General features: G+C 65.3%; 21 protein-coding genes. 9 read left to right on the top strand and 12 right to left on the bottom strand.

Going from position 1 to position 25273, the window contains the following annotated elements; translation table 11 throughout:
- The first annotated feature begins 195 nt into the window (after nucleotides 1–195).
- The gene (locus NTV05_01865; protein MCX6543141.1) at nucleotides 196–948 is read left to right on the top strand and encodes a hypothetical protein; all 753 of its coding nucleotides are present in this window, start codon (nucleotides 196–198) and stop codon (nucleotides 946–948) included.
- On the opposite strand, the gene NTV05_01860 is transcribed toward NTV05_01865, so the two are convergent.
- From NTV05_01860 to NTV05_01845, 4 genes are read right to left on the bottom strand one after another with little or no spacing between them, the layout of a single operon-like run.
- The gene (locus tag NTV05_01860) at nucleotides 892–2475 is read right to left on the bottom strand and encodes an AMP-binding protein (protein ID MCX6543140.1); all 1584 of its coding nucleotides are present in this window, start codon (nucleotides 2473–2475) and stop codon (nucleotides 892–894) included. The two genes, NTV05_01865 and NTV05_01860, sit on opposite strands and share 57 nt — an antisense overlap.
- A complete protein-coding gene (locus tag NTV05_01855; protein ID MCX6543139.1) occupies nucleotides 2472–2780 on the bottom strand; it encodes a GIY-YIG nuclease family protein in 309 nt (102 codons plus the stop codon). The genes NTV05_01860 and NTV05_01855 overlap by 4 nt, the downstream gene beginning before the upstream one ends.
- Nucleotides 2781–2795: 15 nt before the next feature.
- On the bottom strand, nucleotides 2796–3461 hold the full coding sequence (locus NTV05_01850; protein MCX6543138.1) for an OmpA family protein: 666 nt from the start codon (nucleotides 3459–3461) through the stop codon (nucleotides 2796–2798).
- A gap of 13 nt (nucleotides 3462–3474) precedes the next feature.
- The gene (locus NTV05_01845; GenBank protein ID MCX6543137.1) at nucleotides 3475–4443 is read right to left on the bottom strand and encodes a VWA domain-containing protein; all 969 of its coding nucleotides are present in this window, start codon (nucleotides 4441–4443) and stop codon (nucleotides 3475–3477) included.
- A 156-nt stretch (nucleotides 4444–4599) separates the two neighbouring features.
- On the opposite strand from NTV05_01845, the gene NTV05_01840 reads away from it, so the two are divergent.
- Nucleotides 4600–5442 carry a hypothetical protein gene (locus NTV05_01840; GenBank protein MCX6543136.1) on the top strand — a complete coding sequence of 281 codons (843 nt, stop codon included), beginning with the start codon at nucleotides 4600–4602 and terminating at the stop codon, nucleotides 5440–5442.
- Here the strand turns inward: NTV05_01840 and NTV05_01835 are convergent.
- The 3 genes from NTV05_01835 to NTV05_01825 are packed head-to-tail and all read right to left on the bottom strand — an operon-like array spanning nucleotide 5417 to nucleotide 9346.
- Nucleotides 5417–6031, bottom strand: coding sequence for a hypothetical protein (locus NTV05_01835; GenBank protein ID MCX6543135.1), 615 nt, complete (start codon nucleotides 6029–6031; stop codon nucleotides 5417–5419). The two genes, NTV05_01840 and NTV05_01835, sit on opposite strands and share 26 nt — an antisense overlap.
- A 7-nt stretch (nucleotides 6032–6038) precedes the next feature.
- Nucleotides 6039–7949 carry an ATP-binding protein gene (locus tag NTV05_01830; GenBank protein ID MCX6543134.1) on the bottom strand — a complete coding sequence of 637 codons (1911 nt, stop codon included), beginning with the start codon at nucleotides 7947–7949 and terminating at the stop codon, nucleotides 6039–6041.
- Nucleotides 7950–7954: 5 nt separating this feature from the next.
- A complete protein-coding gene (locus NTV05_01825; protein ID MCX6543133.1) occupies nucleotides 7955–9346 on the bottom strand; it encodes a sigma-54 dependent transcriptional regulator in 1392 nt (463 codons plus the stop codon).
- Between the two features lie 382 nt (nucleotides 9347–9728).
- Here NTV05_01825 and NTV05_01820 point away from each other — a divergent pair, with 382 nt between their 5' ends.
- The 3 genes from NTV05_01820 (at nucleotide 9729) to NTV05_01810 (ending at nucleotide 12833) form a co-directional block, all read left to right on the top strand.
- Entirely contained in the window at nucleotides 9729–10628 is a 900-nt protein-coding gene (locus NTV05_01820) for a diacylglycerol kinase family lipid kinase (GenBank protein MCX6543132.1), read from the top strand.
- Between the two features lie 60 nt (nucleotides 10629–10688).
- Nucleotides 10689–11528 (top strand): metallophosphoesterase, encoded by an 840-nt coding sequence (locus NTV05_01815; protein ID MCX6543131.1) that lies wholly within the window; start codon nucleotides 10689–10691, stop codon nucleotides 11526–11528.
- 147 nt (nucleotides 11529–11675) lie between these two features.
- A complete protein-coding gene (locus tag NTV05_01810) occupies nucleotides 11676–12833 on the top strand; it encodes a hypothetical protein (protein ID MCX6543130.1) in 1158 nt (385 codons plus the stop codon).
- 13 nt (nucleotides 12834–12846) lie between these two features.
- Here the strand turns inward: NTV05_01810 and NTV05_01805 are convergent, their stop codons facing one another.
- Nucleotides 12847–13839: a hypothetical protein gene (locus NTV05_01805; protein ID MCX6543129.1), complete on the bottom strand. Its 993-nt coding sequence runs from the start codon at nucleotides 13837–13839 to the stop codon at nucleotides 12847–12849.
- 195 nt (nucleotides 13840–14034) lie between these two features.
- On the opposite strand from NTV05_01805, the gene NTV05_01800 reads away from it, so the two are divergent.
- A complete protein-coding gene (locus tag NTV05_01800; protein ID MCX6543128.1) occupies nucleotides 14035–15603 on the top strand; it encodes a carboxypeptidase in 1569 nt (522 codons plus the stop codon).
- Between the two features lie 10 nt (nucleotides 15604–15613).
- Complete coding sequence (locus tag NTV05_01795; protein ID MCX6543127.1) at nucleotides 15614–16795, top strand: S1 RNA-binding domain-containing protein; 1182 nt, start codon at nucleotides 15614–15616, stop codon at nucleotides 16793–16795.
- 66 nt (nucleotides 16796–16861) lie between these two features.
- Here NTV05_01795 and NTV05_01790 read toward each other — a convergent pair whose 3' ends face one another.
- The 4 genes from NTV05_01790 to NTV05_01775 form a co-directional block, all read right to left on the bottom strand.
- Complete coding sequence (locus tag NTV05_01790) at nucleotides 16862–19552, bottom strand: ABC transporter permease (protein ID MCX6543126.1); 2691 nt, start codon at nucleotides 19550–19552, stop codon at nucleotides 16862–16864.
- 4 nt (nucleotides 19553–19556) lie between these two features.
- Nucleotides 19557–19910 (bottom strand): PadR family transcriptional regulator, encoded by a 354-nt coding sequence (locus tag NTV05_01785; GenBank protein MCX6543125.1) that lies wholly within the window; start codon nucleotides 19908–19910, stop codon nucleotides 19557–19559.
- 174 nt (nucleotides 19911–20084) lie between these two features.
- Nucleotides 20085–21218, bottom strand: coding sequence for an alpha/beta hydrolase-fold protein (locus NTV05_01780; GenBank protein ID MCX6543124.1), 1134 nt, complete (start codon nucleotides 21216–21218; stop codon nucleotides 20085–20087).
- Between the two features lie 16 nt (nucleotides 21219–21234).
- Nucleotides 21235–22770 carry an SBBP repeat-containing protein gene (locus NTV05_01775; protein MCX6543123.1) on the bottom strand — a complete coding sequence of 512 codons (1536 nt, stop codon included), beginning with the start codon at nucleotides 22768–22770 and terminating at the stop codon, nucleotides 21235–21237.
- 472 nt (nucleotides 22771–23242) lie between these two features.
- Between NTV05_01775 and NTV05_01770 the strand changes: the two genes are divergently transcribed.
- Both NTV05_01770 and NTV05_01765 read left to right on the top strand, forming a co-directional pair.
- Entirely contained in the window at nucleotides 23243–24499 is a 1257-nt protein-coding gene (locus NTV05_01770) for an HlyD family efflux transporter periplasmic adaptor subunit (GenBank protein MCX6543122.1), read from the top strand.
- Between the two features lie 67 nt (nucleotides 24500–24566).
- The gene (locus NTV05_01765; GenBank protein MCX6543121.1) at nucleotides 24567–25271 is read left to right on the top strand and encodes an ABC transporter ATP-binding protein; all 705 of its coding nucleotides are present in this window, start codon (nucleotides 24567–24569) and stop codon (nucleotides 25269–25271) included.
- Nucleotides 25272–25273: the final 2 nt, after the last annotated feature.

The following is a 25273-nucleotide window of genomic DNA, read 5'->3' as shown; positions in this document are numbered from 1 at the left end:
AACCCTCTTGTCAGCACCGCGCACGACGACCGTTGGTATGCCAGAGAATCCCGATGGCAACGCGGGTCCCGGGTCGTGTACGACCGCGCGGCGAGGGCGCTGATCGGGCGAGGTTTCGCAGCGGGCGTTTGCCCACTCGGTTGGATTGGCTGCGCTCTGCACGCCTGCGGATGCCAGCCGCCGACGCGTCACGACGTGTCAGCCCTGTTTCCGGGTCTCTCCTCGCGCGAGGCGGTGCGAGTCGCCCGGGCGAGTGCGGCACTGCGTTTCAGGAATCGGGCAGCCATCGCGTTGTATGAGTCGAACGGCCTGACACGGCTGGCGCGCCTGGTCCGGGCCGAATGCGCCGGAGCACCGCCGCGGGTGATCGCCGAACGCACCAGCGGCCTGATTCTCCTGACGTTTCATATCGGTGCGCAATTCGGGGTGGCTGCGGCCGCCACAAGATGGGGCGTGCCGGTCGCGAGCCTGCGCATCTCGCCCATTGATGACGCCAACAGCCGCGCGCAGGCGTTGAAGCAGGCGATCGACACCGTGCAGGCGGGAGGAATCGTGTCGGTGACCGCAGACGGCCCGGGAGGCGCAAGCTGCGAGCCCGTCGCCTGCCTCGGCCGACAAATCCTGCTACGGCGCGGACCGATGGCGATCGCACGTATCACGGGCGTGCCGGTGATTCCCGTCGTGGCCCGATGGACGTCAGACGGCCACATTGCGGTGCGGGCCGGAGAGCCGCTTGTCCACGCGCCACTCGCGGCGGGAACCGAGTGCGATCGAGCGCTGGCGGCGGCGGCGGCGGGCTGGTTCGAGCAGCATCTGCTGGCGCACCCGGAGGACATCTGGCCGTACACGCTGCGCAATCTGCTCGGCGCGCCGATCCTGCACGACAGGCCACTAGGACACGAAGTACGCCCCGCGCAGAAAGTCGGGGTTGCCGACAGCCTTTCGTAGCTCCGCGTGGCGCAGTTTGCCTCCCGCCGTCCGGGGAATGGCCGACCGGGGAACAATCAGAACCGAAGACGGCATCACGCCGACGGCGGCAGCGGCGACTCGCTGGACGTCCAGCGCCAGGTGCGCCGCACGGCCACGCTCTGCTTCCAGCATTTCGACGACGACCACAAGGTCTTCGGTGGCACCTCCCGATCGGGTGATCCCGATCGCGGCCGCGCCTTGCACCCCGGCGATGCGCTCGACGGGTTCTTCGATTTCCCTCGGAGAGATTCCAACGCCGCCGCGCTTGATCATCGCCCTCGTGCGCGACCGGAGAAACACGTGCCCGTCACCGTCAATCATGGCGCGATCGCCCGGTTGAAGCCATCCATCGCGAAGCACGGCTCGCGTGCAGGCCTCGTCTCCGTAGTAGCCAGAGAACAGAAGGTCGCCCCGGATCTGGATCTCGCCCTCGACACCAGGCTGGCACGGCGTACCCGCCTCGTCCACCGTGCGGATGTCGACGCCCGACAGTGATCGGCCGCACGACACATTGCCGGCCTCATCAACCCGCAAGGGATCACCGGGCGAGCAACTGGAGACCGCGAGCGTGCCCTCGGTGAGGCCGTAGGCCGGCTGCACGATGCGCGTGAGGCCGAAGCGCTCCTCGAACGCCGTGATGGTGCTGGCCCGTATGGCCTCGCTGCCGTTGGTGGCAATCCGGAGTGAGCGCAGATCCACGTCTGACGGCGAGACGATCCGCGCCGCCAGCCGGTACGCGAAATCTGGTGACGTCGTCATCGTGGCCCGCACGTCGGAAATCAAGTGCAGCCATCGCCCGAGGCCCGTCGCCGACGGCCTGATGAGAAACGATGGGCATCCGTGGCCGACCGTCCCGAACAGGTGGCGCACGAGCCCGGAACTGTTGTGCAGCGGCAGCCAGTTCGCCAGCACGTCCCGCGGCGTCAATTCGTAGCGCTCCTGCATGGCCGCCAGCGCGCATGTCAGCGCCCGATGCGACACCGCACAGGCGCGCGGATCCCCGGACGTGCCGGACGTGAACTGGAGGTACGCTATGTCGCCGGGTTCGGGTGTGGCCAGGACCGATCGGTCGGCGGGACCAATCGATTGGAGCGCTGAGCGCGCCAGCACGATTGGCCCGCCAGTTCCTCCAGTTCCGCCAGTTCCGCCGATGTCGTGCTGCCATTGCTTCGCGCGTTCGTCGGTCGTCATCACGACCGACGGGGTGGCGATGCGGCAACGAAGATCCTGCGCGGCGCGGGTGAGGCCCGGATCGATGGCCACCGGGATCGCCCCGATCATCTGCGCTGCGTACACCGTGCGGACGAAGTCGAGGCTCGTTGGCAGCACGATCACGCAACGGCCCCCAGGCGCGAGACCCGCCGCCGCCAGTCGACAGGCCAGCCACTCCGCATCTTCATGCAGTTGACGATAGGTGAGGGCCTCGCCCTCAATGACGAAGGCCGTCTTGTCGGGGCAGTCGGTCGCACGAGCGGCGAGCGCTTCGATGATTGTGGCGTGTGTCATCGTCGACCGATCAGCGCGTCCTTCTGTGCGCGGGTCCAGCTCTTGATCTGAGCCTCGCGTTTCTGGGCGGCCGAGCGGGACTCGTGGGCCTCGACGTAGACGACGCGCACCGGGCCGCGTCCTGCGGTGTACTTCGCGCCGCGGCCCTCGTTGTGCGCGCGTTCGCGGGCGCCGACGTCAGTGGTGAATCCCGTGTACAACGTGCCGTCCGCGCAGCGGAGGATATAGGTGTAACAGGAGGAACGAGGGTGAGCCCCGGCCGCACCAGGTGCGTCCGCGCTGCCTGATGCGGTCGGGATAGACATGCGCTCGCCAGGGCGCTACGCGACGACCCTGATGACGACGCGGCGGTTCTGCGCGCGCCCCGCCTTGGTCGTATTCGGCGCCACCGGCTTCTCGACGCCGTAGCTGATGACGCTGATCCGGTGCAGAGGGATCTGGTGCTGCGCGTACAGGTAGCGCTTGACTTCCTCAGCCCGTTCCAGCCCCAGACGCTCGTTGAAGTCCTTGGGTCCGACGTTGTCCGTGTAACCTTCGATCTCGAAGTACGCGCCCTGGGGATTGGCTTTGACCTTGGCGATCAGTTCGTCGATCCGCGCCTTCGCTTCGGCCGGAAGTGTCGTCCGGCCGAACTCGAAATTCCCCTCTTCGGAGCTCAGCACAAGCGTGTAGATGATCCGCTTCGAGGCCCGGTCGAGCGCGTCGGCCTTGGCATCCACGGCCCCGGCCCTGGCGTCGGCAGCGCCCGCTGCCTTGCCGGCCTGGTTTGCGGCCTGCTGCGCGGCGTCGGCCTTACCGTCAACCACGCCGATCTTGCCTTCGTTGGCCTTGGTGCGCTCCTGGGTCGCCTCGATCGACTTGCCCATCGTTTCGACCTTGTCGTTCACCGTGCCGATGCGGGATGAGACGTATCCCTTGGTGGCGCAGGCCGATCCTCCGGCGATAGCCACGGTCAACAGTGCGACGATTCCAAGCGACGTTCGCATACAACCCCCTTCTCTATTTCTCACTGATGTTCTGACCTTTACCAGTCGGAGAACTGCCCGCGACGTACCCGCTTCTGGCCCTGATGAGGAGGCCCTTCTGGCGGGTCCGAAGCGTCAGGGCGTGCCAGCCCGCCTGGCTGCCCGGTTCAAACGCTATCTGGTACCACTGATGAAGCTCCGCCGCAATCTGGCGCGTCGCGAGGCTCGATTGGGCGGGGGCGCTGGCCGTAAACGCCAACCCGCCGGTGCGTTGCGCAAACAATTCGAGGGGCCGCTCGGCGGACGCCGCCGTTCCGCCGGACGCGCGCGCGACCTCCTTCGGATCGTCGAGCGGGGTCACCACCGCGATGACGTACACGGGCACGTCGATCGCGCTTGCGAGCTGTGAGGCCTCGGACGCCGACAGCCGGCTGCTGGTGTCGACGCCGTCAGTGACCACCACCACGGCGCGGCGCGAGCGTCCCTGAGCGACCACCCGCTGCCCGACCTCTGCGATCACGTCGTAAAGTGACGTCGAGCCATACGCGTCGAGGGGCTGCAGTTGCCGCAGCGCCGCGGCTGAGGCTGGCGCAAACGGCTGCTGCTGGCGAAGGCACGAATCAAACGTGTAGATCGCGACTTCGTCGGTGTCCGGATCGAGCCAGCCCACCAGCTGTCCCATCGCCTCCCTGGCGTGCGCCAGCTTCGATCCAACTTCCATGCTGCCGCTGATGTCGAGCACGATGGCCACGCTGGCGGCGGCGCGCTCGGAACTGAAGTCCACGATCGTCCGGCGTTCGCCGCCATCGAACAACTCGAAATCGGCACGCGACAAGCCCTGAACGGGCCGGCCTGATCGATCGCGCACCACGGCCGTCATCGCAACCATGTCGACCCCGCTGCGGTAGGTGGGATGCTCCTGCCGTGGCGGCGCCTGAGCCGCCAGGCTCGTGTCCAGGAAGATCAGACCGATAATGACGAAAAAGAAGGGTCGCACACTCATTCAGTACTTCAACAGGCTTGCCAACGGCTGCCGTGAAGTATATGCGATATTTGGGCCGGAATCACGCCGTTTCGGTGCGTGTCGCCGGGGGCGCCACGTCGTGTTTACCCGGTCTCCAGCCGAAGGATGTAATATCTACATCAGGCCATCGAACTTATGAATCTCCGATTGATTGCTGCAGCATCGCCGCCCCAAGCGGGGCGTCTGATCGCGATCGCCTTCGTGGCGGTGTCTGCTGTGGCTGCCGAGCAACCCGGAGCGTTGGCGCGCGCGCGGGCCGCCTACAATCTGCAGCATTACGACGAGGCTATCGCCGCGGCGCGCGAAGCCACCCGTGTTCCTGAGACGGCGGTTCGAGCGCAGTTGCTGATGGCCCGAGCTTCGCTCGAACGGTTCCGGGTGTCGGGTGAAGCCGCCGATCTCGCGACAGCCCGGACCACGCTGGCGGCGATCGAGCCGTCAACGCTCGCGTCCCGCGACCGCGGAGAGATGCAGATCGGTCTGGCCGAACTGCTGTTTTTCGACGACCGGTTTGGCGCCGCGGCCGATCTGTTCGAGGACGCGCTGTCACGGACGAGCGAACCGGCGTACGGCCCGCGGGAACGGCTACTCGGGTGGTTCGCGACGTCGCTGGATCGGCAGGCCCGGTTGGAGGAGACACCGGGACGACGGCGCATCTACAGGCGGCTGCTGGACCGGATGGTGGTCCAGCAACGGACCGGACCGGGCTCCGCCGCGGCGTCGTACTGGATTGTCGCGGCGACCTTCGGCATCGACAACGTTGAGGATGCGTGGGACGCGGCCGTCGCGGCGTGGATCCGGGCGCCGCTGACTCCCGGTGATGGCGTCGCGTTGCGGGCCGATCTCGATCACCTCGTGCTGGAGGTCATCATTCCGCGGCGGGCGAGGCTGGCCTCGGCGGGCGGTGCTGTGGAGCCGGCGGCAGAGGTCTTCCGCAAGGACTGGGAATCGGTCAAGCAGACGTGGCCGCGCCGGTAGGCGGTGCGGACTCGTGGCGTTTCGCCAGCAGCCCGGCCAGCGTCGCGGCCTTGTCGGCGAGCTGTTCAGCAAACGCCAGGTTCTTGACTTTCAGTGCGGCTTCCGCCTGCTCCGCGAATCGTCTGGCCTCATCGTACTGCGCGCGGCCATCGACGCTAAGCGTCCGAACGTCGATTCTGTCAAGATCGCGAGCCGCGCCAGTGAGCGTGGTCCGGATCTTCTTCTCGAGCTCACCCACCCTGGCCGTCGTCTGGAGCAACGCCGCCGGCGGCGCGGCGTCGGCCGCAGGCTTTGCCGGCGTGGCCGGCAGCGGCTCGGTCTTGTCCGGCTTCTCAATCCTGGTTGCGGGCGCCGACCTCTGGAGCGTGGCGCGCGGCGTGCGCCGCGCAGGTTTGGCATCAGCCGGCACGCCAGACGGCTGCGCTGCGGGCAGATCGGGCTCGCTCTCGAACGGCTCAATGATCAGGGCCGGCGGCGGCGGTACGTCGAGCGGAGGTCCCTCGGGCAGCGTGCGCGCATGCACACCAGCGCAGGCCATCGAGGCGGACGCGAACAGCACGACCAACGCGGCGCGCAGCAGGATCTTCACGCATCCATTATGAACCAAGTAGGGTGCGGACGTGCGGCGCCTGCGCCCGCGGCAGCAGCAGCCGAAACACCGTCCCGCGACCCGGGGTCGAATCAACTTCGATGTCGCCGTCGTGCAGCTGGACCGTCCGGTAGACGACCGACAGGCCGATCCCGCTGCCCGCCCCCTTCGTCGTGAAGTAGAGATCGAAGATCTTACCCAGGTGCTCGGGCGTGATGCCGACGCCGGTGTCTTCGAACACGACCGCGACGCGCGAGTCCGCGACAGCGGCGCCCGCGATCCGCAGGCGCCCGCCCTCCGGCATCGCCTGCACGGCGTTGAGGGCGAGGTTCAGGAACGCCTGCTCTAGCATGCCCGGGTCCCCGCGCAGCGCGGGCAGATCAGTGGGACAGTCGATCAGGATCTCGACCCCCTGGTTCCGGGCTTCCTCCGCGATCACCGCGACGACGTGTTCGACCAGGCTGTGAAGCGACACCGCCTGCAGCTTCAAATCCTCCGGCCGCGCGAACTTCAGGAATCCCTGGACGACCAGATCGAGCCGGCGCATTTCTCCGGCGATGATGGCCGCGTGGCCCAGTGCCGCTTCCACGTCTGGTCCGGCTTTGCGTCGTTCGGCCGCGCCATCTGCGGGCGATCCCGCCGGAGCCGACAGCCGCTGCTTCAGCAGTTCGAGATGGATCATCGTGGCGTTCAACGGGTTCTTGATTTCGTGGGCCACGCCCGCCGACAGCCGGCCGAGCGCCGCCAGCTTGCGCGAGTAGTTGAGCGTGGACTGGACTTCGCCGAGATACTCGAGATTGCGTGCGACGAGCATGATGCCGACGGTCCGGCCATCGCGATCCGTGATGACATTGGTCAGGATGAGCCTCTCGCCCTCGGCGGCCGACAATCCGACCGATCCCGGCTCTGCCGCCGCGCGCCGCGGCACCGTCGCCGACACCGGGCCGCACGACTGACCCGACCTCAGTGTGTCCTCCACGAGGTTCCGGTAGGGATGTCCCGGCGGCAGCAGCTCACTTACGGTCCGATCGCTCGGCTCTGGCGGAAGTGCGTCGCGCATGGCGGGGTTGGCGAAGAGCAGTTCCCCGTCAGGCGTGAACATCGCGACGGCATCTTCGAGGTGTTCGACCACCGATTCGAGGTTGGCTTTCTGTCCCGCCAGTTCCGATCGATCGGCGGATAGCTGTGCGCTGACGGTGTTGAAGAATCCGCCAAGGTCGCCGAATTCGTCCTGTTGCGGCAGGTTCACTGCCACGCCGGACTCCCCGCGTCCGAGCCGCGTGAGGCCGCTGCGAATCACGTGAATCGGCCGCAGCAGAACCTGCGCCAGGAGCATCGCGACAAGCGTGGCCCCAATGATCGCTGCCAGGTCGGTCAGGAGGGCCGGCTTCAGGGCCTTGGTCACCTCATCCTGTGTGAGCAGCATCGACACGCCAATCCGGATGGATCCGAATCTGCTGCCGTCCATCAGGAGGAGCGGGCGGTCGACTTCGAACCTGCGGCCTTCCCGCCCGTAGATCGCACGGAGCTGGGCGATCGCGCCCTGGTCGACGAGCGTCGTGAGTTTCGGGAGTTGGGGGAGGGTCTGTCCAATCCTCGCGGCATCGCTATGCGCGATGACGATGCCGTCCGCGTTGACCAGTGCGGCGTAGGTGAAGTTCTTGTAGTACGCGTTCGATTCGAGGATCGACCGCAGGCCCCCATCCGCGCGCAGGGTCTCGTAGCTGTCGCCCCCCTGCGCAACGACCTCCTGGGCGCGCTGATAGATGGTGCTTGCCAAGGACTCCGCGCGGGCGGCGCTATCCTCGACGGCCATGCGCGCCAGAGACGTCAGGTAGAACCCGCTCAAGACGACGACCGCGAGCCCCACGATGGACGTGACGCCCGCCACCTGCTTTGCCTTGACGCTCAAACGCATCCGCGCTACCCGCCTTCGCTCTCGCCCAGGATCCGGAAGCGGTTCAGTTTATTGTGCAGAGTCTTCAGGCTGATCCCGAGCATCGAAGCTGCGCGGGTCTTGTTGTTCTTCGTGAACTCCAGGGTCAGCAGAATCAGCCTTCGTTCCGCCTCGTCGACCGTCGTGCCCGGTGTGAGCGCCGCTGCCGGCTCGGATCGGGGTGCGGAGCCGGGCAGCCCCGGCAGGTCGCGGGCCTCGATGAACCGGCCCTTCGCGACGATCGTCGCGCGCTCGATCGCGTTGCGCAGCTCGCGGATGTTCCCGGGCCACGAGTACTCCTCGAGGATCCGCATGGCCTCGGGATCGACGCCTGCCACCGACCGGTCGTTCGACGCGTTGAACTCCTTGATGAACGCCTGGGTGAGCAGCGGCAGATCCTCGAGTCGATCCCGGAGCGGCGGCAGCCGGATCCCGAACACGTTGAGCCGGTAGAACAGGTCGCCGCGCAGCGTGCCTCGCTGGACTGCCTCGGCCGGATCCGCGTTGGTCGCGGCGATGACGCGGATGTCGACCGCCTGTTCGGTGCGGCCGCCGAGCCGTCTGAAGGACCGCTCCTGCAGCACCCGCAGCAGCTTGACCTGTGTCGCGGGCGTCATTTCCGCGACCTCGTCCAGAAACAGCGTGCCGCGGTGAGCGAGTTCGAAACATCCCTGCCGGCGCTCCAGCGCGCCCGTGAACGCGCCCTTCTCGTGGCCGAACAACTCGCTTTCGAGCAGCGTGTCGGGAATCGCCGCGCAGCTGATCGGCACGAAGGGGCCGCTGGCCCTGGGGCTGAGCCGGTGAAGTGTCTGCGCCACCAGTTCCTTCCCCGTACCCGACTCGCCCGTGATGAGGATCGAGGCTGTGGTCGGTGCCGCCTGCTCGATGATGTCGTAGACGGCGCGCATCGGCGCGCTGCTGCCGACCATCGATCCGAACGAGCCGTGTTCGCGCAGCTGGCAGCGCAGGACCTTCACTTCGCGGAGGGTCTGATGGCGCTCGACGACGTTCTCGAGGAGGATTTTCAGGCGCTGCAGATCGACCGGCTTGGTCAGATAGTCGTACGCGCCCTGCTTGATGGCCTCGACCGCCGACTCGACGGTCCCTTGTGCGGTCAGGATGACCGTGGTCGTGTCGTCGCCGCGCTTCTGGATGGCGCCGAGCAGCTCGAGCCCGCCCATTCGTGGCATCACCAGATCGGTGAGCACAATGCCGGGCGCGAACGTGTCCAGCTGTTTCAGCGCCTCGTCTCCGTCGCTTGCCGAGGCCACCGCGTAGCCCCACATGCCGATCAACTGCTCGAGCCCGACACGCGCGGCCTGATCGTCCTCGACGATCAGGATCCGCTCTGCCTCCCGGTTGCCGGGGCCGACGTCCACGATTCACCACTCCTTCGGAGGCCGAGTAGCCTCGTAACCGAGGTTGCCGCGCGGATGACGCTGAGACTGTTCCCTCGCTCCATTGTCCCGCGAGCCAGACCTCGCTGACAAGGGGAGGGTCGCGTTCCGGCGTTCCCCTGTTACGTTCAGCACACCTCTCCAGAAGCGATGCCTGCTACGCTGGATCATTGCGGAGAACGACAGGTGGTACCGTCGAATCGCCGCCGAGGCGGCGCTTTCGTCTGACGACGCGCTGCCGACGGGGAGGATTACCTGAACGAGGTGCTATGAACCACGCAGCCGGTCTTTGGATCGATCACAAGAGAGCGTTGATCGTGTCTGCCTCGGCCGATCGCGTCACCACCAGGACCGTGGAATGTGAATGAACATCGAGGTGATTCTCAATGCCAATTCGGGCGCTGGTTCCCCGACAGAGATCCGGCAGCGCCTGGCCGAGGCGTTCAAGGCGGGCGGGGCGGATCCGCGAATCTGGCTGGCTGGCAATGGAGTGGAATTGATCAACCTGGCGCAACGGACGGCCAGGAGCGATGCTGACATCGTGGTCGCGGGAGGTGGGGACGGCACGATCAACCTGGTCGCCACGACCATGATCGACTCCGGCAAGACGCTCGGAGTATTGCCGTTTGGGACCATGAACCATTTCGCGAAGGACCTCGCTATCCCGCTCGACCTTGAAGGCGCGGTCGCCACCATCATCGCGGGCCACGCCATCAGCGTTGATGTTGGTGAAGTCAACGGCCGCATCTTCCTGAACAACTCGAGCCTGGGTCTGTATCCGCGTATCATCCGCGAACGCGAGAGGCAGCAGCGCCTCGGCTGGGGAAAGTGGCCGGCCTACCTCTGGGCGGCGATCGGAGTGCTGCGGCGTTATCCGTTTCTGGACATCCGCCTGGACGTTGACGGGAAGGCGTTGACCGGTCGCACGCCGTTTGTCTTTGTCGGCAACAACGCCTACGACATGGAGCGGCTCGACATCGGGGGCCGAGCCTGTCTCGACAAGGGCGAACTCAGTCTGTACATGGCGAGCGGCACCGGGCGACTGGGATTGATCCGGCTGGCGCTGCGCGCGCTGCTCGGCGGCCTTCGTCAGGACAGAGATTTCATGGCTTTCGCGACTGAAGATGTGTGGATCGGCACACGACATCGGCGTGTGCGTGTGGCGCTCGATGGAGAAGTCACCATCATGGAGCCACCGCTTCACTATCGCGTGCGGCCGGGGGCATTGCGCGTGCTGGCGCCCGTCCACGACCGCGCACACTGACCGGCGAGGCCGGAGTGTCAAGGCGGAAGTGCGCATCCCGGCCATACTGCGAGGCACCTCGTGCGTTCGATAGTCCATCTGTCCGACCTCCATTTCGGCCGCGCCGACCATCTGGCCATTTCTCCGTTGATTGAGGCGATTGCGGGCATCGCCCCCGATCTAGTTGCCGTGTCGGGAGATTTGACGCAGCGGGCTCGCGCGCACCAGTTCAGGGACGCGCGTGCGTTTCTCGACCGCTTGCCGACACCTCAAATTGTCGTGCCGGGCAATCACGACGTGCCGCTCTACAATGTGGCCGCTCGATTCCATCACCCGCTGCGCAACTACCAGCGCCATATCACCGACGATCTGCGACCGTACTACGATGACGACGAGATTGCCGTTCTGGGAGTCAATACCGCGCGCTCGCTGACGATCAAGGAAGGACGCCTCAACGCCGATCAGATCGCGTGGATGAGTGAGCGGCTCTGCGCCCGCGACGCCAGAGTCGTGAAGATCGTGGTGACCCACCATCCCTTTGACGTGCCGGACGGTCTTGACGCCCGCAACCTCGTAGGGGGTGCGCGCACGGCGATGGAAGCGCTCGCGCGCTGCGGAGCGGACGTGTTTCTCGCGGGCCACCTCCACGTCAGTCACACATCACACAGCGCGACGCGCTACCGGATCAAGGGTCACTCCGCGCTCGTCGTGCAGGCAGGAACCGCCGCCTCCACACGCGGTCGCGGCCAGGCACACTCCTTCAACGTCCTGAGGATCGATCGGCCGCAGATCGCCGTGGAACGTTTCGAGTGGCAGCCGGAGCGCGGGGCGTTTGGCCTGGCGAAGCGTGAACGTTTTCGGCACACGTCAGACGGCTGGTCTCGACTCGACGTGGCGGGGGAGTCAGATCGCTGCGGCTGACGCGGTGTCATCGACCGATGGGTTGAGCGTGGTTGTCATGTCGAGGAGAGCAGATGCGCAGCCGCAGTCGCAAGCGCCCCGATATACTGTCAGAGGATGCGTTGCGACGAGCTTCGACTGACCGGGTCTGGCGGCGCGAATCGCGTCATGGAGGCCGAATTAAAGCGCCTCGTGATGCGGTCACCCTTCGAGGTCCGGGTTCCCAAACCCAGGCGCGAAGGCGAGTCGACGCTTCTCTATCCGTTCGATGCCCGCATCAGCTGGGTGGCCGCGTGCCATCACCGGACGTCTTCGAGGATCTCGTGGGACTTGTTCTCAAGTACCGCCGTGCGGCTCGAGCCGCTTTTCGAGGAGCTTCTACCGGCCCTGCAGGCAGACGATCGCCTGCCGGCCGCAAACCCCCTGCGCTTCTCGGTGGACCTCGGATCCGCCCATGATTTCGAAGCCTCGCCGCTGCAGCTGCGCGGGGTGGTGAAGAACGCGGTGGTCGAAGCGCTTCGGTCGCGCGGCGTGACGGCGGAGGTCGATGCCGACTCGCCGGACGTGGTGTTTGTCGCGCGGCGCGTCGGAACGCCGGAGAGTCGCCGCACGGTTCTCGGAATCGACATCGGTCTGGGCGCGCGACATCGCCGGGGCGCGCGCGTCGCCGCCGGCCCCGCTCCGCTGCGTGAGACGATGGCGGCGCAGTTGATCATGCTGTCGCGGTGGGATGCGCGATCCGAGCCGCTCGTGGATCCGATGGCTGGAGGCGCCACAATCGCCATCGAAGCGGCCGGCCTGGCAGTCGGGGCCGCGATCCGGCGTCCGGCGGATCTTCCGTTTCGGCATCTCGCGGCGTTTGACGGGCTGCCCGCCGAGACGCCAAACCTGTTTCCCGGCACCGTGCCGAGGATCCTCGCGCTCGACATTGACGAAGAGCGGATCTCCACAATGGTGGGGAACCTCCGGGCGGCGGGTCTGACCGGGCGGCCTCACGAAGACTCGATTGTCATCGGGCAGAAGGACATGCGCGCGTTGACGCCGGAATACGTCGCCGCCATGCTGCCGCGAGCGGCCGGCATGAAGCCGGGCGTCTTCTGCTTCAACCCGCCATACGGCGTCCGCATCGGCGGAGAAGAAGGGCAGGAGAAGCTGCTCGACCTTTACGAGGGAATGGGACGCGCCCTGGCGCGCTTCAGGGGCTGGCGCGCCGCCTGCTTCGTGGCCAACCCGGCCTTCGTCGGGGCGTTTGGCCATGTTCCGACGATGACCAAGCCGGCTACGAACGCCGAATTGCCAGGCGCCTTTCTCGTCTACGACCTGTGATTTGCGCGCCAGGTCAGTGGTCTTTGATCCACGCGCGGAATATCTTGGCGCTTCCCTCCATCAACGCCTGATGCACTCGTGAGTGCTGGGTCGACATCTCCAGGTCGCCCATGTCGTGGGCCCACTTGGAGTCGATGATGCCGAACGAGAACCGCTCGAGCAGGTCCGGGGGGCCGTAGATCGGATCCGGGATCATCTCGCCGAAATCCAGCACCTTCTTCGGACGCGCGCCGGCGACAAAGTCCATGTCGCAGCGCACCTCGTTGTTGTCCCGCAGCAGAAACGAAAACGTCTTGACCGCCCAGTCGAACTTGCCCGGGCCGAACCCGAAGAAGTTCGGCACCGGCGCGTAGTCGATGAAGGGGTACCCGATGGCCACTTCCAGCTTGTAGCCCGGCTGCGGGTGCTCGACGACGTGGACGAAACCGGGATGCTGCACCACCGAGACCGCTTCTTTGAGGACCTTCTTGAATGGGCCGAGCTTGATGACGAAATCGTGCAGGTAGCAGTTGTACAGCGACCACCGGTAGGTCGGCCCGATCAGGTTCCAATCCTGCACTTCGTTAAGTTGATCCTCAGGGTAGCGTCCGCAGTGGCCGTCGGCGGTGCAGTACAGCAGTTGCTTGAACGTGAACCCGCCGGCGTCGCCGTCGGAATAGACCCAATGCGACGAGTTCAGGAAATGCCGCAGCACGTAGTCCGTGAGCCGCTGCTCCGCGTTTTCGCCCGGGATCTTGCCGAACTCATTGTGCTGGAGCGCGCCGATCGCGGTGAGCGTGCGGCCGCCGATCGTCACGTCGGCAAGGTAGCCTAACGCCTCATTGTGCAGATCGTACTCACGATTCAACTTGAGACGGTGGAGCTCGATCTTCCGATTGGGATCGCGGGTCCAGCGCTCCAGTTCGAGGCCATCGGCGATTGCCACGTCGGTCTTTTCGACGAGCGACCGCTCAAAATCTGAGAAATCACGTGGGATGGAGGCGTCAGCTGGTGTCGGTTTTGTCATTTCTGATCGTCCTTCAGGAGCCTGGCCGAGTCTGATCCGTGTCGGGGCGGTGTGTCAACAGGGAAGGGAAGGGACAGGGAAGCGAAGACGTGACGAAAAACCCGCTCGACAGCGGCTATACTGACCTCGATTCGGCACGTCCCGGCCAGGGAGATCTGCGCCAGACGTGCCGCCAAGTCAAGGAGCCACGACGCTATGAAGTCCAGCCGCATCCTTCTCACGCTGGCGACAGCCTGCCTGTTGATCCTCGGGTCGCACGTCTTCGCTCAGGGGGGACAAGGCCGCCCGGGCGCGGCGGCTCCCGCTGCCGCAGGAGGCGCCAGGGCCGGCAAAGAGGCCGACCTGCTGCCGGCCGACCCCGTCATCTCGCAGCACACGGGCCGGTTCAACGGCCAGACTGTCGCCTACACCGCCGAAGTCGGATGGCTTCCCATCCGCGACGAAGGCAAGGTCGTCGCGAAGATGTTCTACGTGGCGTACACCAAGAACGGTGTTACCGACGCGAGCACCCGTCCGCTGATCATCTCCTTCAACGGTGGCCCGGGCACGGCGTCGGTCTGGATGCACCTTGGGTACACCGGTCCGCGCCATGTGACGTATGACGACGAGGGCTTCCAGCAGAGGCCTCCGGCGGGGCTCGAAGACAATCCCCAGTCGATTCTCGATGCGGCCGACATCGTCTACCTCGATCCGATCGGCACCGGCTTCAGCCGCATGGTCGAAGGTGAGGACCTCCACAAGTTTCACGGCAAGCTCGCCGACATCCAGTCGGTCGGCGACTTCGTCCATGCGTTCATCAACAAGAAGGACCGCTGGACGTCGCCGAAGTTCATTATCGGTGAGAGCTACGGCACGACGCGCGCCGCCGGCCTGGCCGCGTCGCTGCAGAGCCGCTTCCAGATGTACCTGAACGGCGTGATCCTGGTCTCATCCACCGATCTCGACATCGACCGCGGTCCGGAGATCGACTTTGCCACCAGCCTCCCGACCAAGACGGCCACCGCGTGGTACCACAAGCGCCTGGTGCCCGATCTCCAGTCGAAGCCGCTCAAGTCCGTGCTCGCCGAGTCGGAAGCGTTTGCGATGGAGGAGTACCTGACGGCTCTTGCGAAGGGCGATCACCTGACCGGCGAGGAGCGCGATGCGATCGCGGCGAAGGTGGCGCGTTACACAGGCCTCGGCAAAGACTTCGTCCTGCAGGCGAATCTGCGCGTCAGTTTCGATCGCCACTGGAAGGAGCTGCTGCGCGATCAGCGCCTGACAGTCGGCCGCCTCGACACGCGTTATCTGGGCATCGACAAGGACGCCGCAGGCGAGCGTCCCGAGTACTCCCCCGAGCTCGCGGACTGGAACGGGCCCTTTGGCGCGGCCATCAACAAGTACCTTCGTTCCGAGCTCAAGTACAACCCCGAGATTCAGTACAACGTCTGGGGGAATGTGCGTCCGTGGGCGGCCGACGACGGGGTGAGCGTCGGCGACATGCTCCGGACGGCGATGCGGGATAACCCGTACCTGAAGGTGCTGGTCCAGGGCGGCTACTACGACGCGGCGTGCGACTACTTCAACGCGATGTACACGATGCAGCACCTCCAGCCCGGCGGCGAGTTCAAGGATCGGTACCGCTTCGCGTGGTACGAGAGCGGCCACATGATGTACCTCCGCAAGGCCGACCTCAAGAACGCGAACGACGACCTCCGGAGCTTCATGGCCTGGGCGCTCGAGGGAGTGAAGGACTATCCGCGGAAGGTGAAGCAGGTCGAATGAGGAGTGCGCCGTGAGCGAGCCCGAAGAAGATTTCGCCTCGATGTTCGAGGCCTCAGTCAAAGCGACGCATTTCGACAAGGGCCAGACCATCGAGGGCACCATCGTCGCCATCGGTCCGGAGGTGGCGTTTGTCAACGTCGGCGGCAAGGGCGAGGCCGTCATCGACATCGAGGAACTGAAGAACGCCGACGGCGAACTCGAGGTCGCTCCCGGCGACCGTGTTCAGGCGATGGTGGTGTCGACCGAGGGCGGGCTCAGGCTTTCCCGGAAGCTGGCGCGCGGGGCCGCGACCGACAAGCAGCTCGAAGACGCGTTCCACTCGGGGCTTCCCGTGGAAGGCAAGGTCGAACGGGCCGTCAAGGGCGGATACGAGGTGCGCATCCCCAAACAGCGCGCCTTCTGCCCGATGTCTCAGATCGACACCGTTCGGAACGCCGCCCCCGCCGAGTACGAAGGTCATGTCTACGCGTTCCGGATCATCGAGTACAAGGAAGGCGGCAGAAACCTCATCGTCTCGCGGCGCGCGCTTCTCGAGGAAGAGCAGCGGGCAAACGCTGCGGAGATCCGGCGATCGATCGTCGCCGGCGCGGTGCTGACCGGCCGCGTGACCTCCGTGCGCGACTTCGGGGTCTTCGTCGACCTCGGGGCCGGAGTGCAGGGCTTGCTCCACATCTCCGAGATGGGGTGGTCCCGTGTGTCCGACGCGTCGCAGATCGTCTCGCCCGGTGACGAGATCGCCGTCAAGGTGTTGCGCGTCGACGACGAGACGCAGAAGATCGCGCTCGGGTTGAAGCAGCTCGGCACCGACCCCTGGTCGACGGTTCACGAGAGGTACGAAGTGGGCCAGGTGCGCACCGGCCGCGTCACACGCCTCGCGGAGTTCGGGGCGTTCGTCGAACTGGAGCCGGGGGTCGAGGGGCTGGCGCATGTGTCGACGTTCGCGTCGACGGCCCGCGCGGGCGGGTGGGCCCGCGCGGTCGCCGTGGGGACGATGGGGGCATTCGAGATCCTGAGCCTCGATCTCGAGAAGAAGCGGATTGGCGTCGCGCTGGTTCAGGAGGATTGGGCGCGGGCCGGCGCCGACGCCGAGGAATTGCGCGAGTATTCCGAGCGCCAGGATGTGGCCTCAGAGGAAGGATTCGGATCAATTGCCGCCAAGTTCCGCGGCGTGCTCAAGTCGCGGCAGAAATAGCGTGTCAGAACCTTGGCTGCGGTTCAGAGGTACCGTTGGAATTGTCCGCCACGCTTGGCCCCGCCGTCAGTCCTCCCGCAACGCGGACGTGGGCTGCAGGCGTCCCGCACGTAGCGCCGGAATGATCGTCGCGGCCGCGCCTATCGTCGCCAGCGTGACGGCTGCCGCGACGAGCGCGAAAGGGTCGGTGGGCGTGAGGCCGAACAGCATCGCCTTCGCCGCCCTGGACGCCATCGTCGCCAGCAGCGCGCCGAGCCCCAGACCGACGGCCACCAGCAGGATGGCCTCTCGCATCACCATCCGGATGATGGACTGCCGATCGGCTCCGAGCGCCAGGCGGATGCCAATCTCGCTTCGGCGACTGGCCACCATGTACGCCATCACGCCGTAGAGGCCGATGCTGGCCAGCAGCATGGCCAGTACGCCGAAGAACCCCGACAGTGTGGCCATCAGCCAATCCCGAAGGAGTGTCTCGCGCACCATGGTCGGAAAGGCGCGGAAGCTCAACGTGATCTCGGGATTGTGCCTGGCGGCGATCTTCGTCACCGCGGACCGGACGCTGGCCAGCGACAATCCCGAGCGCAGCACGACACGAAGATCCGAGCCGGGGTCGCGCTCCTGAGCGGCGGCCCTGTAGACAATCGGCTGAAATGGCTCCCTCAGGTCGACGTAGGTCGTGTCGTTCACCAGGCCGACGATCTCCGCGGTTGACCACTGCCGTGGCCCGGTCCGCATCTGGATCCGCTGTCCGATGGCCGACGTGCCCCCGAGATACCGCCGGGCGAACGTCTGATTGACGATCACGACGGTTGGAGATCCGCTGGCGTCCCGATCGTCGAAATCACGGCCGGCGACGAGCGGTGTTCGCATCGTCTCGAAGTACCGCGCGCTGACGTCGTTCATGCTGGCGGGGAGCTGATGCTGCGGGCGTCCCTCCAGCCGCACCTCGTCGCGCGCGCTCCACCCGCCGAACGGCACCATGGACACCTGAGCAGCCGACGTCACGCCGGGAATCGATCGCACGCCGTCGAGCAGCTCGCGCTGCAGTCGCAGTCGACGATCGGCAGGAACCGCGAGGCCGCCGAAATCGATGTCGGTCACCACCAGGTTGTCGAAGCTGAAACCGGTGTCCACTCCGGTCAGATTGCGCAGGCTGAGCGTGAAGAGCAGTGCGACCGTCACCATCACGAGCGACAGGGCGACCTGTGCCACGACGAGCGCGCGCTGCCACCCAAACCGCCCGCGGCTCGCCGTCAATCCCCGGCTGCTCGTCCGCATGACCGACTCGAGCGGCGCCGATGTCGCACGCAGCGCCGGCGCCAACCCGAAGAGGATCGTCGTCGCGACCGCCGTTGCCGCGGTGAACCCGAGGACCCGCCAGTCCAGGGCGATGGGCACGGACAGCGGATCGCGGCCGGTGCTCAGGAACGAGACCAGCGAGGCGCTGACGACTCGCGCCAGGATGGCCCCCAGCAGGGTGCCGATGGCGGCCAGCAACAGGCTTTCGGACAGCAACTGGCGGACGATGCGGCCCCGCGACGCGCCGGTTGCCAGGCGCACGGCCATCTCACGCGCGCGGGCGCCAGCCCTCGCCAGCAGCAGGTTCGCGAGATTGGCGCACGCCACGAGCAGGACCAGCGCGGACAACCCAAGGAGCAGCCAGAGCGGTGCCTCGTACCGCGTGCGCAACGAGGAGAAACCGCCGCCACGCGGGACGGCTTCCAACCGGAACTTCCGGTACGCCTCGATCTGTTCCGGATCCAGGCGCTGCGACACCGTCTCTCGGAACAGGGTCGGGGAGATCGTCTGCAGGTAAGCGGTCGCCCGTTCGACCGACCAGCCTGGCCGAAGGCGTCCCATCGTGGAGAGCCACCAGATGAAGTTGTCATCGAGCACGCCGGAGTCGCCGCCGAGAGCCCCGGCCGCGCAGATCGGGACCGCCACGTCGAACATGCGACCCACCTCGACGCCGTAGAAGCCTGCGGGCGCGACGCCCACGATGTCGAGCGCACGGTTCTCCAGCCTGATCGGCCGCCCGACGATGGTCGGGTCGCCGCCGTACTCGCGCTGCCAGAACGCGTGGCTGATGACCGCCGCACGGGAGCTGCAGCCACGCTGGTCGTCGGCGGTCGCAAGGAGGCGGCCGCGGGCAGCCGACACGCCGAGCATCTCGAAGAAGTTGCCGCTGACGAAGATGGCCTGTGCATATCTGATCTCGCCGCCCGACGCGAGATTGAGACGCATCGGAGCCCACGCCAGCATGCTGGAGAACGCGCGCTGGTCGGCGCGGAGCCGCTCCCACTGCGGGTTGGTCAGCTCGGCATATCGCGTGGTGACGTTGCCGGGGCGTGGCTCGGTGCCGGCAAGCCGCACCTCGACGAGCTGGCTGGGTTCCTTGACCGGGAGCGATCGGAGGCGCACGGCGTCGAGCAACTGAAAGATCGCCGTGTTGGCGCCAATGCCCAGCATCAGCGAGAGAAGGGCCACCGCGGTGAACGCGGGGTTGCGTCGCAGCAGCCTCGCCCCATAGCGGAGGTCCTGCCAGACGGTGTCGACGACGGCGAGCGTGTTCATTTCGTAGATCTCCTCGCGGATTCGGAGCACGTTCCCCAGCTTGCGCTGCGCGGCCCACCGGGCCTCGTCTGGCGCCACACCGCGCGCGATGTACTCGTCGGTCTCGATCTCGAGGTGCGCCTCGAGCTCCCGGGCCCGTTCCTCGTCCCACCGGCTGCGTCGGAAGAAGCGCGTCCAACTCATGCGATCACTCTGTGGCGGGCTTGACGATGCGGTTGACGGCCCGCACGAGGGCATCCCAGCGGTCTTCCCGCTGGACGAGGTGCTTACGCCCAATCGGCGTGAGGCGGTAGTACCGCGCGCGACGGTTGTTTTCCGAGGTGCCCCAGAAGGACGCGATCCATCGCCGGTCCTCGAGGCGGTGCAGGGCCGGGTAGAGGGATCCGTATTCGACCTGCAGCACCTCGTCGGATCGGCGTTCGATGGCATGTGCGATGGTGTGGCCGTGGGCGGGGCCGAGGACGAGCGTCTTCAGGATGAGCAGGTCGAGCGTCCCCTGCAGCAACTCGCCTTCGAGCGCCGCACTTCCTCGTTTTGGCATGTGGACGATCCCACTCCAGTAGATTATCTTCTGAACCGACCGACTAAGAGATTAGACGAGGGAGCGAGAGAAAAGGATCACGCGTGTTCGAACAGGAGATGATCCAGCGACGAGTGTGGATCCGGCGGTGACGCTCCTGCGCGATTGAGAGGCGAGAGACGGGGTCTGGAGCGCCTACTTGAGTTCCTTCAGCCTTGCTGCGGCCGCGGCATGGCCAGGCGCGATCGCAATCGCCCGCGTGTAGCACTCGCGCGCCTTGTCCAGGTCGCCGCTCTGCCGATACGCGTCACCAAGACCGACCTGTCCATCGGCGGAACGGGGATAGCTGGCGGCTCGATACGCGAGGACCTCAAGCGCTTTGGCGAACTTCTTCTCGCCAAGCAGACTGTTGCCAAGGCTCTTGAGCGCGTCTTCGTCGATCTTGCCCGCAACGCCGAACCGCTCGAGACGACCGTCCACTTGGGCCCGGATTTCGGCGAAGTTGCTCTCGGTGAGTGGGCGGGTGATCTTCCAACCCTGGAACAATGCGCGTAGCCCTTCGACGAGCGCGTCCGGAGGAACGTGTTCGCCATTCTCGATGACCCGGAGTCGACAGGTGAGTCCGGCAGGCGCTTTGATGCTGATCGTCTCCTTGAGCGCGCCGTTCAGGCTCACCACCGTCGGGTAGTCGTGCTCTCCCATCACCAGAATCAACTCGCGCCTGCCACCCTTGAAGCTGCCTACCAGGTTGTCCCGCGCGGATCGAAACGACGGCACGGAGAGCGTCGCGCTCGTCGCGATGTACGCGTTGGCGAGATCGGGATTTCGAAAGAGAGCATGCACGGCGGTGAACCCGGTATTCGACGTCCCGTAGAGGATCCGATAGTCCTCGGTGCGGTAGGCCTTTGCCACGCGAGGAAGCAGTTCGTCGCGGACGAAGTCCAGGTACTGATTGGCGCGCCCCCCATCCTTGCTGCCGTCCGGGTACGAGACTTCTTCCGGAAAGATGTCCTTCGACCGATTGGTGTTCTTGATCCCGACGATGATGAACTCGGGAATCTCGCTCGACCAAGCCGCCTGCCGGACGCCGCCGATGACCCCTGAGTTGAAGTTGTGCTCGCCGTCCATCATGTAGATGACGGGGTACCTTTCGGTGGACTCGTTGTACCGATCGGGCAGCGAGACCCAGAACTCGCGTGGTTCGCCGACCTTCGCGGATATCAGCGTATCCACGCGGACGGGAAGGGGCAGAGACGGGCTTTGCGCATCGGTCGAAGCCTGACCGAGCATCAGAGCGGCAAAGACGAGGAATACGGTTCGACCGACCATCGGCATGACTCCTTTCCTATTTCCGAACGGAAATGTCTTTCGGGACCAATCTCCCGAGCATGATGTAGGTCGGCGGAACTCGAAAAGCGTCACTGCTTACGGGGAAGTCCGTCCCCGGTACTTCACGCACTCCAGCTTCTGCGATAAAGCCGAGGTTTCCATGGGTGTCAGGGAACACCTGGAATCTCACGCCCGCGCCGAAGAAGGTCGAATAGACGAGTCGACTCTTCTTGATGTCAACAACAGAGACGAAGAACCTCCTCTTGCCAAAGAACGTGTTGTTGAACGTCTTGTCGCAGACCGGGTACTGGGAATACAGGGCGTTCTCGGTGAGGGGGAAATCCGGCGAGTTCGTCTCTCCACTGAGCACGACGCGATCCTCATCCAGGAAGAACGCACTCCTGACGAAGTCGAATTGACTGCCTCCAAACAGCGTCGAGTATTCCACCTCCATGTTGTTGGAATTGAAGATCGAGATGAAGCCATCTCTCTCTCCCTTGGATTCCCTGAAATACGCGCGATCTGAGAGTGGAAGACTCTTGGTGTTCGTGCTGCCGTAGATCATCAGTCGACCTGGCCTGGTCCAGATGAGATCGCTTGAAAGATAGCTCCCTCCACCGATATAGCTGAGGTAGAGGAGAGCCGTTCCGCTGTCATTCACTTTCGCGAGGAACAGATCCATGCCGTTCTCGAATCCGCCCTTCTCGGCCAGTTCGACCTTCTTTCGAATGGCATTAGCGGTTGCCGGCAGATCGCTCGACGCCGTATAGCCTGAGACGTAGATGTTGTTGTGGTCGTCGAGCGCCACACCGGTGATGCCGTCCTGGTCATTGCCTCCGATCAGGGCAGAGAACAGGAGTCTGTTGCCATTTGCGCTGAGCTTGGCGAGGAACGCATCCTGACCCGCGCCTCTTCTGCTGATGGTTCCACCTGTGACAGGGAAGTCCGGCGAGAGTGTCGCTCCCGCAATGACGACGTTGCCCTGGAGATCGACGGCAATTCCCGTTGCTGTCTCCTGAGCACTTCCACCAATGAAGGTCGAGAAGACAAGGCCACTTCCAGATGGGTTGATCTTGGTCACATAGACGTCGCCACCCCAGTCCTTCTCTCCATTGAAACTGGTATCGTAGGCCCCGGCGGTGACGGGGAAGTCGGCGGAATGGGTTCCTCCGACCAGGTAGATGTACCCATCCTTGTCAACGGCCAATCCAGTGTGATGTTCCCTTTTCGTGCCGCCAATCAACGTGGCGAATACGATCGTGCCCTCGGGTGTGAACTTGGCCACGAAGGCATCCGCCTCTCCCTTGAGTTCTCTTTGGAACGCTCCTTCGGTGGTGGGGAAGTTCCTGTCCCTCGTGTTCCCCGAGATGTAGATGTATCCCTTGCTATCGGTCACGATATCGAAGGCCGCACCATATTGGTCTATGTGCGAAAGGTAGGTCGAGAACCCAATGGTGTATGCCATGCTGTCCGCCGGCCGACCGGTTTGAGCGAGCGCAGCTCCCTGTGCAAAGAAGAGTCCAACGAGAACAGCAGCAGTCTTTCTCAACATCACCTTCACCTGTTTCCACTTGTATTCGTCTTGCCGCAATGTCGCCGAGAACGATGGCGGCCCGCCCGGCTGTCAGCGGCAGATTGCACGTGCCGCGTTTCCTGGAAGTGTTCGGTAGTCACGTACCGAACGCATGCAAATTGTGACCGGACCGGGATTACCAGGGACGAATCGGCGCCTCGCCGGGTCGGGTCGTCGGTGACTTGGCGGAGACGGGGCGGGTGTTCGAATATGGGACGACCTGGTCCACCAGAGGACACATGGTGGCCCAGGCTGCGTCATTGATCTCCGGAATCGTGACGCGCAACTGGCGCGCGCTGGGCAAGGACGAGCCAAACGGAGCGTGTCCCCGGTGCCCCGACCGTGCGGCCGCCCTTGGCACGATCTTGGCTTGACTCCTGTGTAGCCGACTCCGCGCCATGCGAGTGGGCCATTGAACCAAATAGGCAGCAATCCCGTCGATGAGACTGAGATGGATATCCAACGCCCTGCATCCGTCGCCCGGGCCCGCCGCAACCGCCGCATCTCCTGGGCAGCGGTCGGCCTCATTGCGATAGCTTCGGTCACCGTGGTGCTAGCACGCCTGAAGCCGGCGGCACCCACCGTCGACCGGGCCGCGGTGTTGACCGACACGGTGAAGCGCGGCCCGATGGTCCGCAACGTCCGGGGTCTTGGCACACTGGTCCCCGAGGAAATCCGGTGGATCCCGGCCGAAACCGCGGGTCGCGTGGAACGGATTCTGATCCGGCCTGGCGCCCTGGTGAAGTCCGACACGATCGTCCTCGAGCTGAGCAACCCGTCGGAGGCGCAGGCGTTGGCCGAACTCGAAGGCCAGAAACGCGCAACCGAAGCCGAATTGACGACGTTGCGCGCCCGCATCGACAACGAACTGGTGTCGCAGCAGGCGATGGTGGTCTCGATCGACTCCGAGTTCCGGCAGGCGACGCTGCAGGCGACGGCCGACGCGGAACTGGCGAAAGAAGGACTCAAATCGAGTCTCGAGAACAAGCTCTCCGCGATGAAGGCCGAGGCGTTGAACTCGCGGGTCGAGGCGGAACGCAAGCGGCTGGCGCAGATGCAGGGGTCGGTGGACGCACAGCTCGCCGTGCAGCAGGCGGCGGTCGAACGCATGCGGACGCAGGTCGTGCTGAAGCAGTCCCAGGTGAACGCGTTGAAAGTGCGCGCGGGAATTGCCGGCGTGCTCCAACTCGTGCCTGTCGAGGTGGGGCAGCAGATGGCACCCGGCGCGAACCTCGCCCGCGTCGCCAATCCGAGCCGCCTGAAGGCCGAACTCAAGATCCCGGAGACGCAAGCGAAAGACGTGCAGATTGGCCTCATCGCGTCGATCGACACGCGCAACGGACTCATTACGGGTCGCGTAGTCAGAATCGACCCGGCTGTTGTCGGCGGAACCGTCACCGTGGACGTGTCGCTGGAGGGTGAGCTGCCGAAAGGCGCGCGGCCCGACTTGAGCGTGGACGGGACCATCGAGATCGAGCGGCTGGCCAACGTGCTCTTCACGGGTCGCCCCGCTCTGGGTCAGGAGAACAGCACCATCACGCTGTTCCGGATCGGCCCCGACGGCGTCACGGCCGAACGGGTCAAGGTCACGCTCGGGCTTGCGGCGGTCAACACCGTCGAGATTCGCGGCGGCCTGAAGGAAGGCGATGTGGTAGTGCTTTCCGATACGTCGGCCTGGGATACCGCCGATCGGATCAGGCTCAAATAGGAAAGAATGTGGCCGGCAAAGACGGCCGGCTCTGACGCAGGCAACCATTCTGGAAGGGACCACGACGATGAGTGCGACCGCAGAACCGCTGATCAGGCTGGAGGGCGTAACCAAGGCCTTCTATACGGACGAAGTCGAAACCCACGCGTTGTCGGGCGTCCACCTCGAGATCAAGCGGGGCGAGTATGTGGCCATCGCGGGACCGTCGGGCTGCGGCAAATCCACGCTGCTCTCGATTCTGGGCCTGCTCGATACTCCGACCGCTGGCACGTATACGCTCAACGGTCATGCGGTGTCCGAGCTGAACCTGGCGCAGCGGGCCCGCATCCGCAATCGCGAGGTGGGATTCATCTTCCAGAGCTTCAACCTGATTGGCGATCTCACGGTGTTCGAAAATGTTGAGCTGCCGCTGACGTACCGCGGCATGGCCGCCGCCGAACGGAAGACGCGCGTCACCGCCGCGCTGGAGCGGGTAGGGATGGCGCATCGCGCGCGTCACCTGCCGAGCCAGCTCTCTGGCGGTCAGCAGCAGCGTGTCGCAGTGGCTCGGGCCCTGGTTGGCGAGCCGGCGATCCTGCTGGCCGACGAGCCGACGGGCAACCTCGACTCGCGCAACGGCGAAGCCGTCATGGAATTGCTGACCGAGTTGCACCGCGGGGGCGCGACCATCTGCATGGTGACGCACGACTCGCGGTTTGCGCGCAGCGCCGACACGACGGTCCATCTGTTCGACGGGCGCGTCGTGGACGAGAGCGTCGAGGCGACCGTCTAGAC

Source organism: Acidobacteriota bacterium, assembly GCA_026393755.1.
Taxonomy (GTDB): Bacteria; Acidobacteriota; Vicinamibacteria; order Vicinamibacterales; family JAKQTR01; genus JBAXOX01.
The sequence above is the reverse complement of the archived record's forward strand: the minus strand, read 5'-3'. Positions and strand labels throughout refer to the sequence as shown.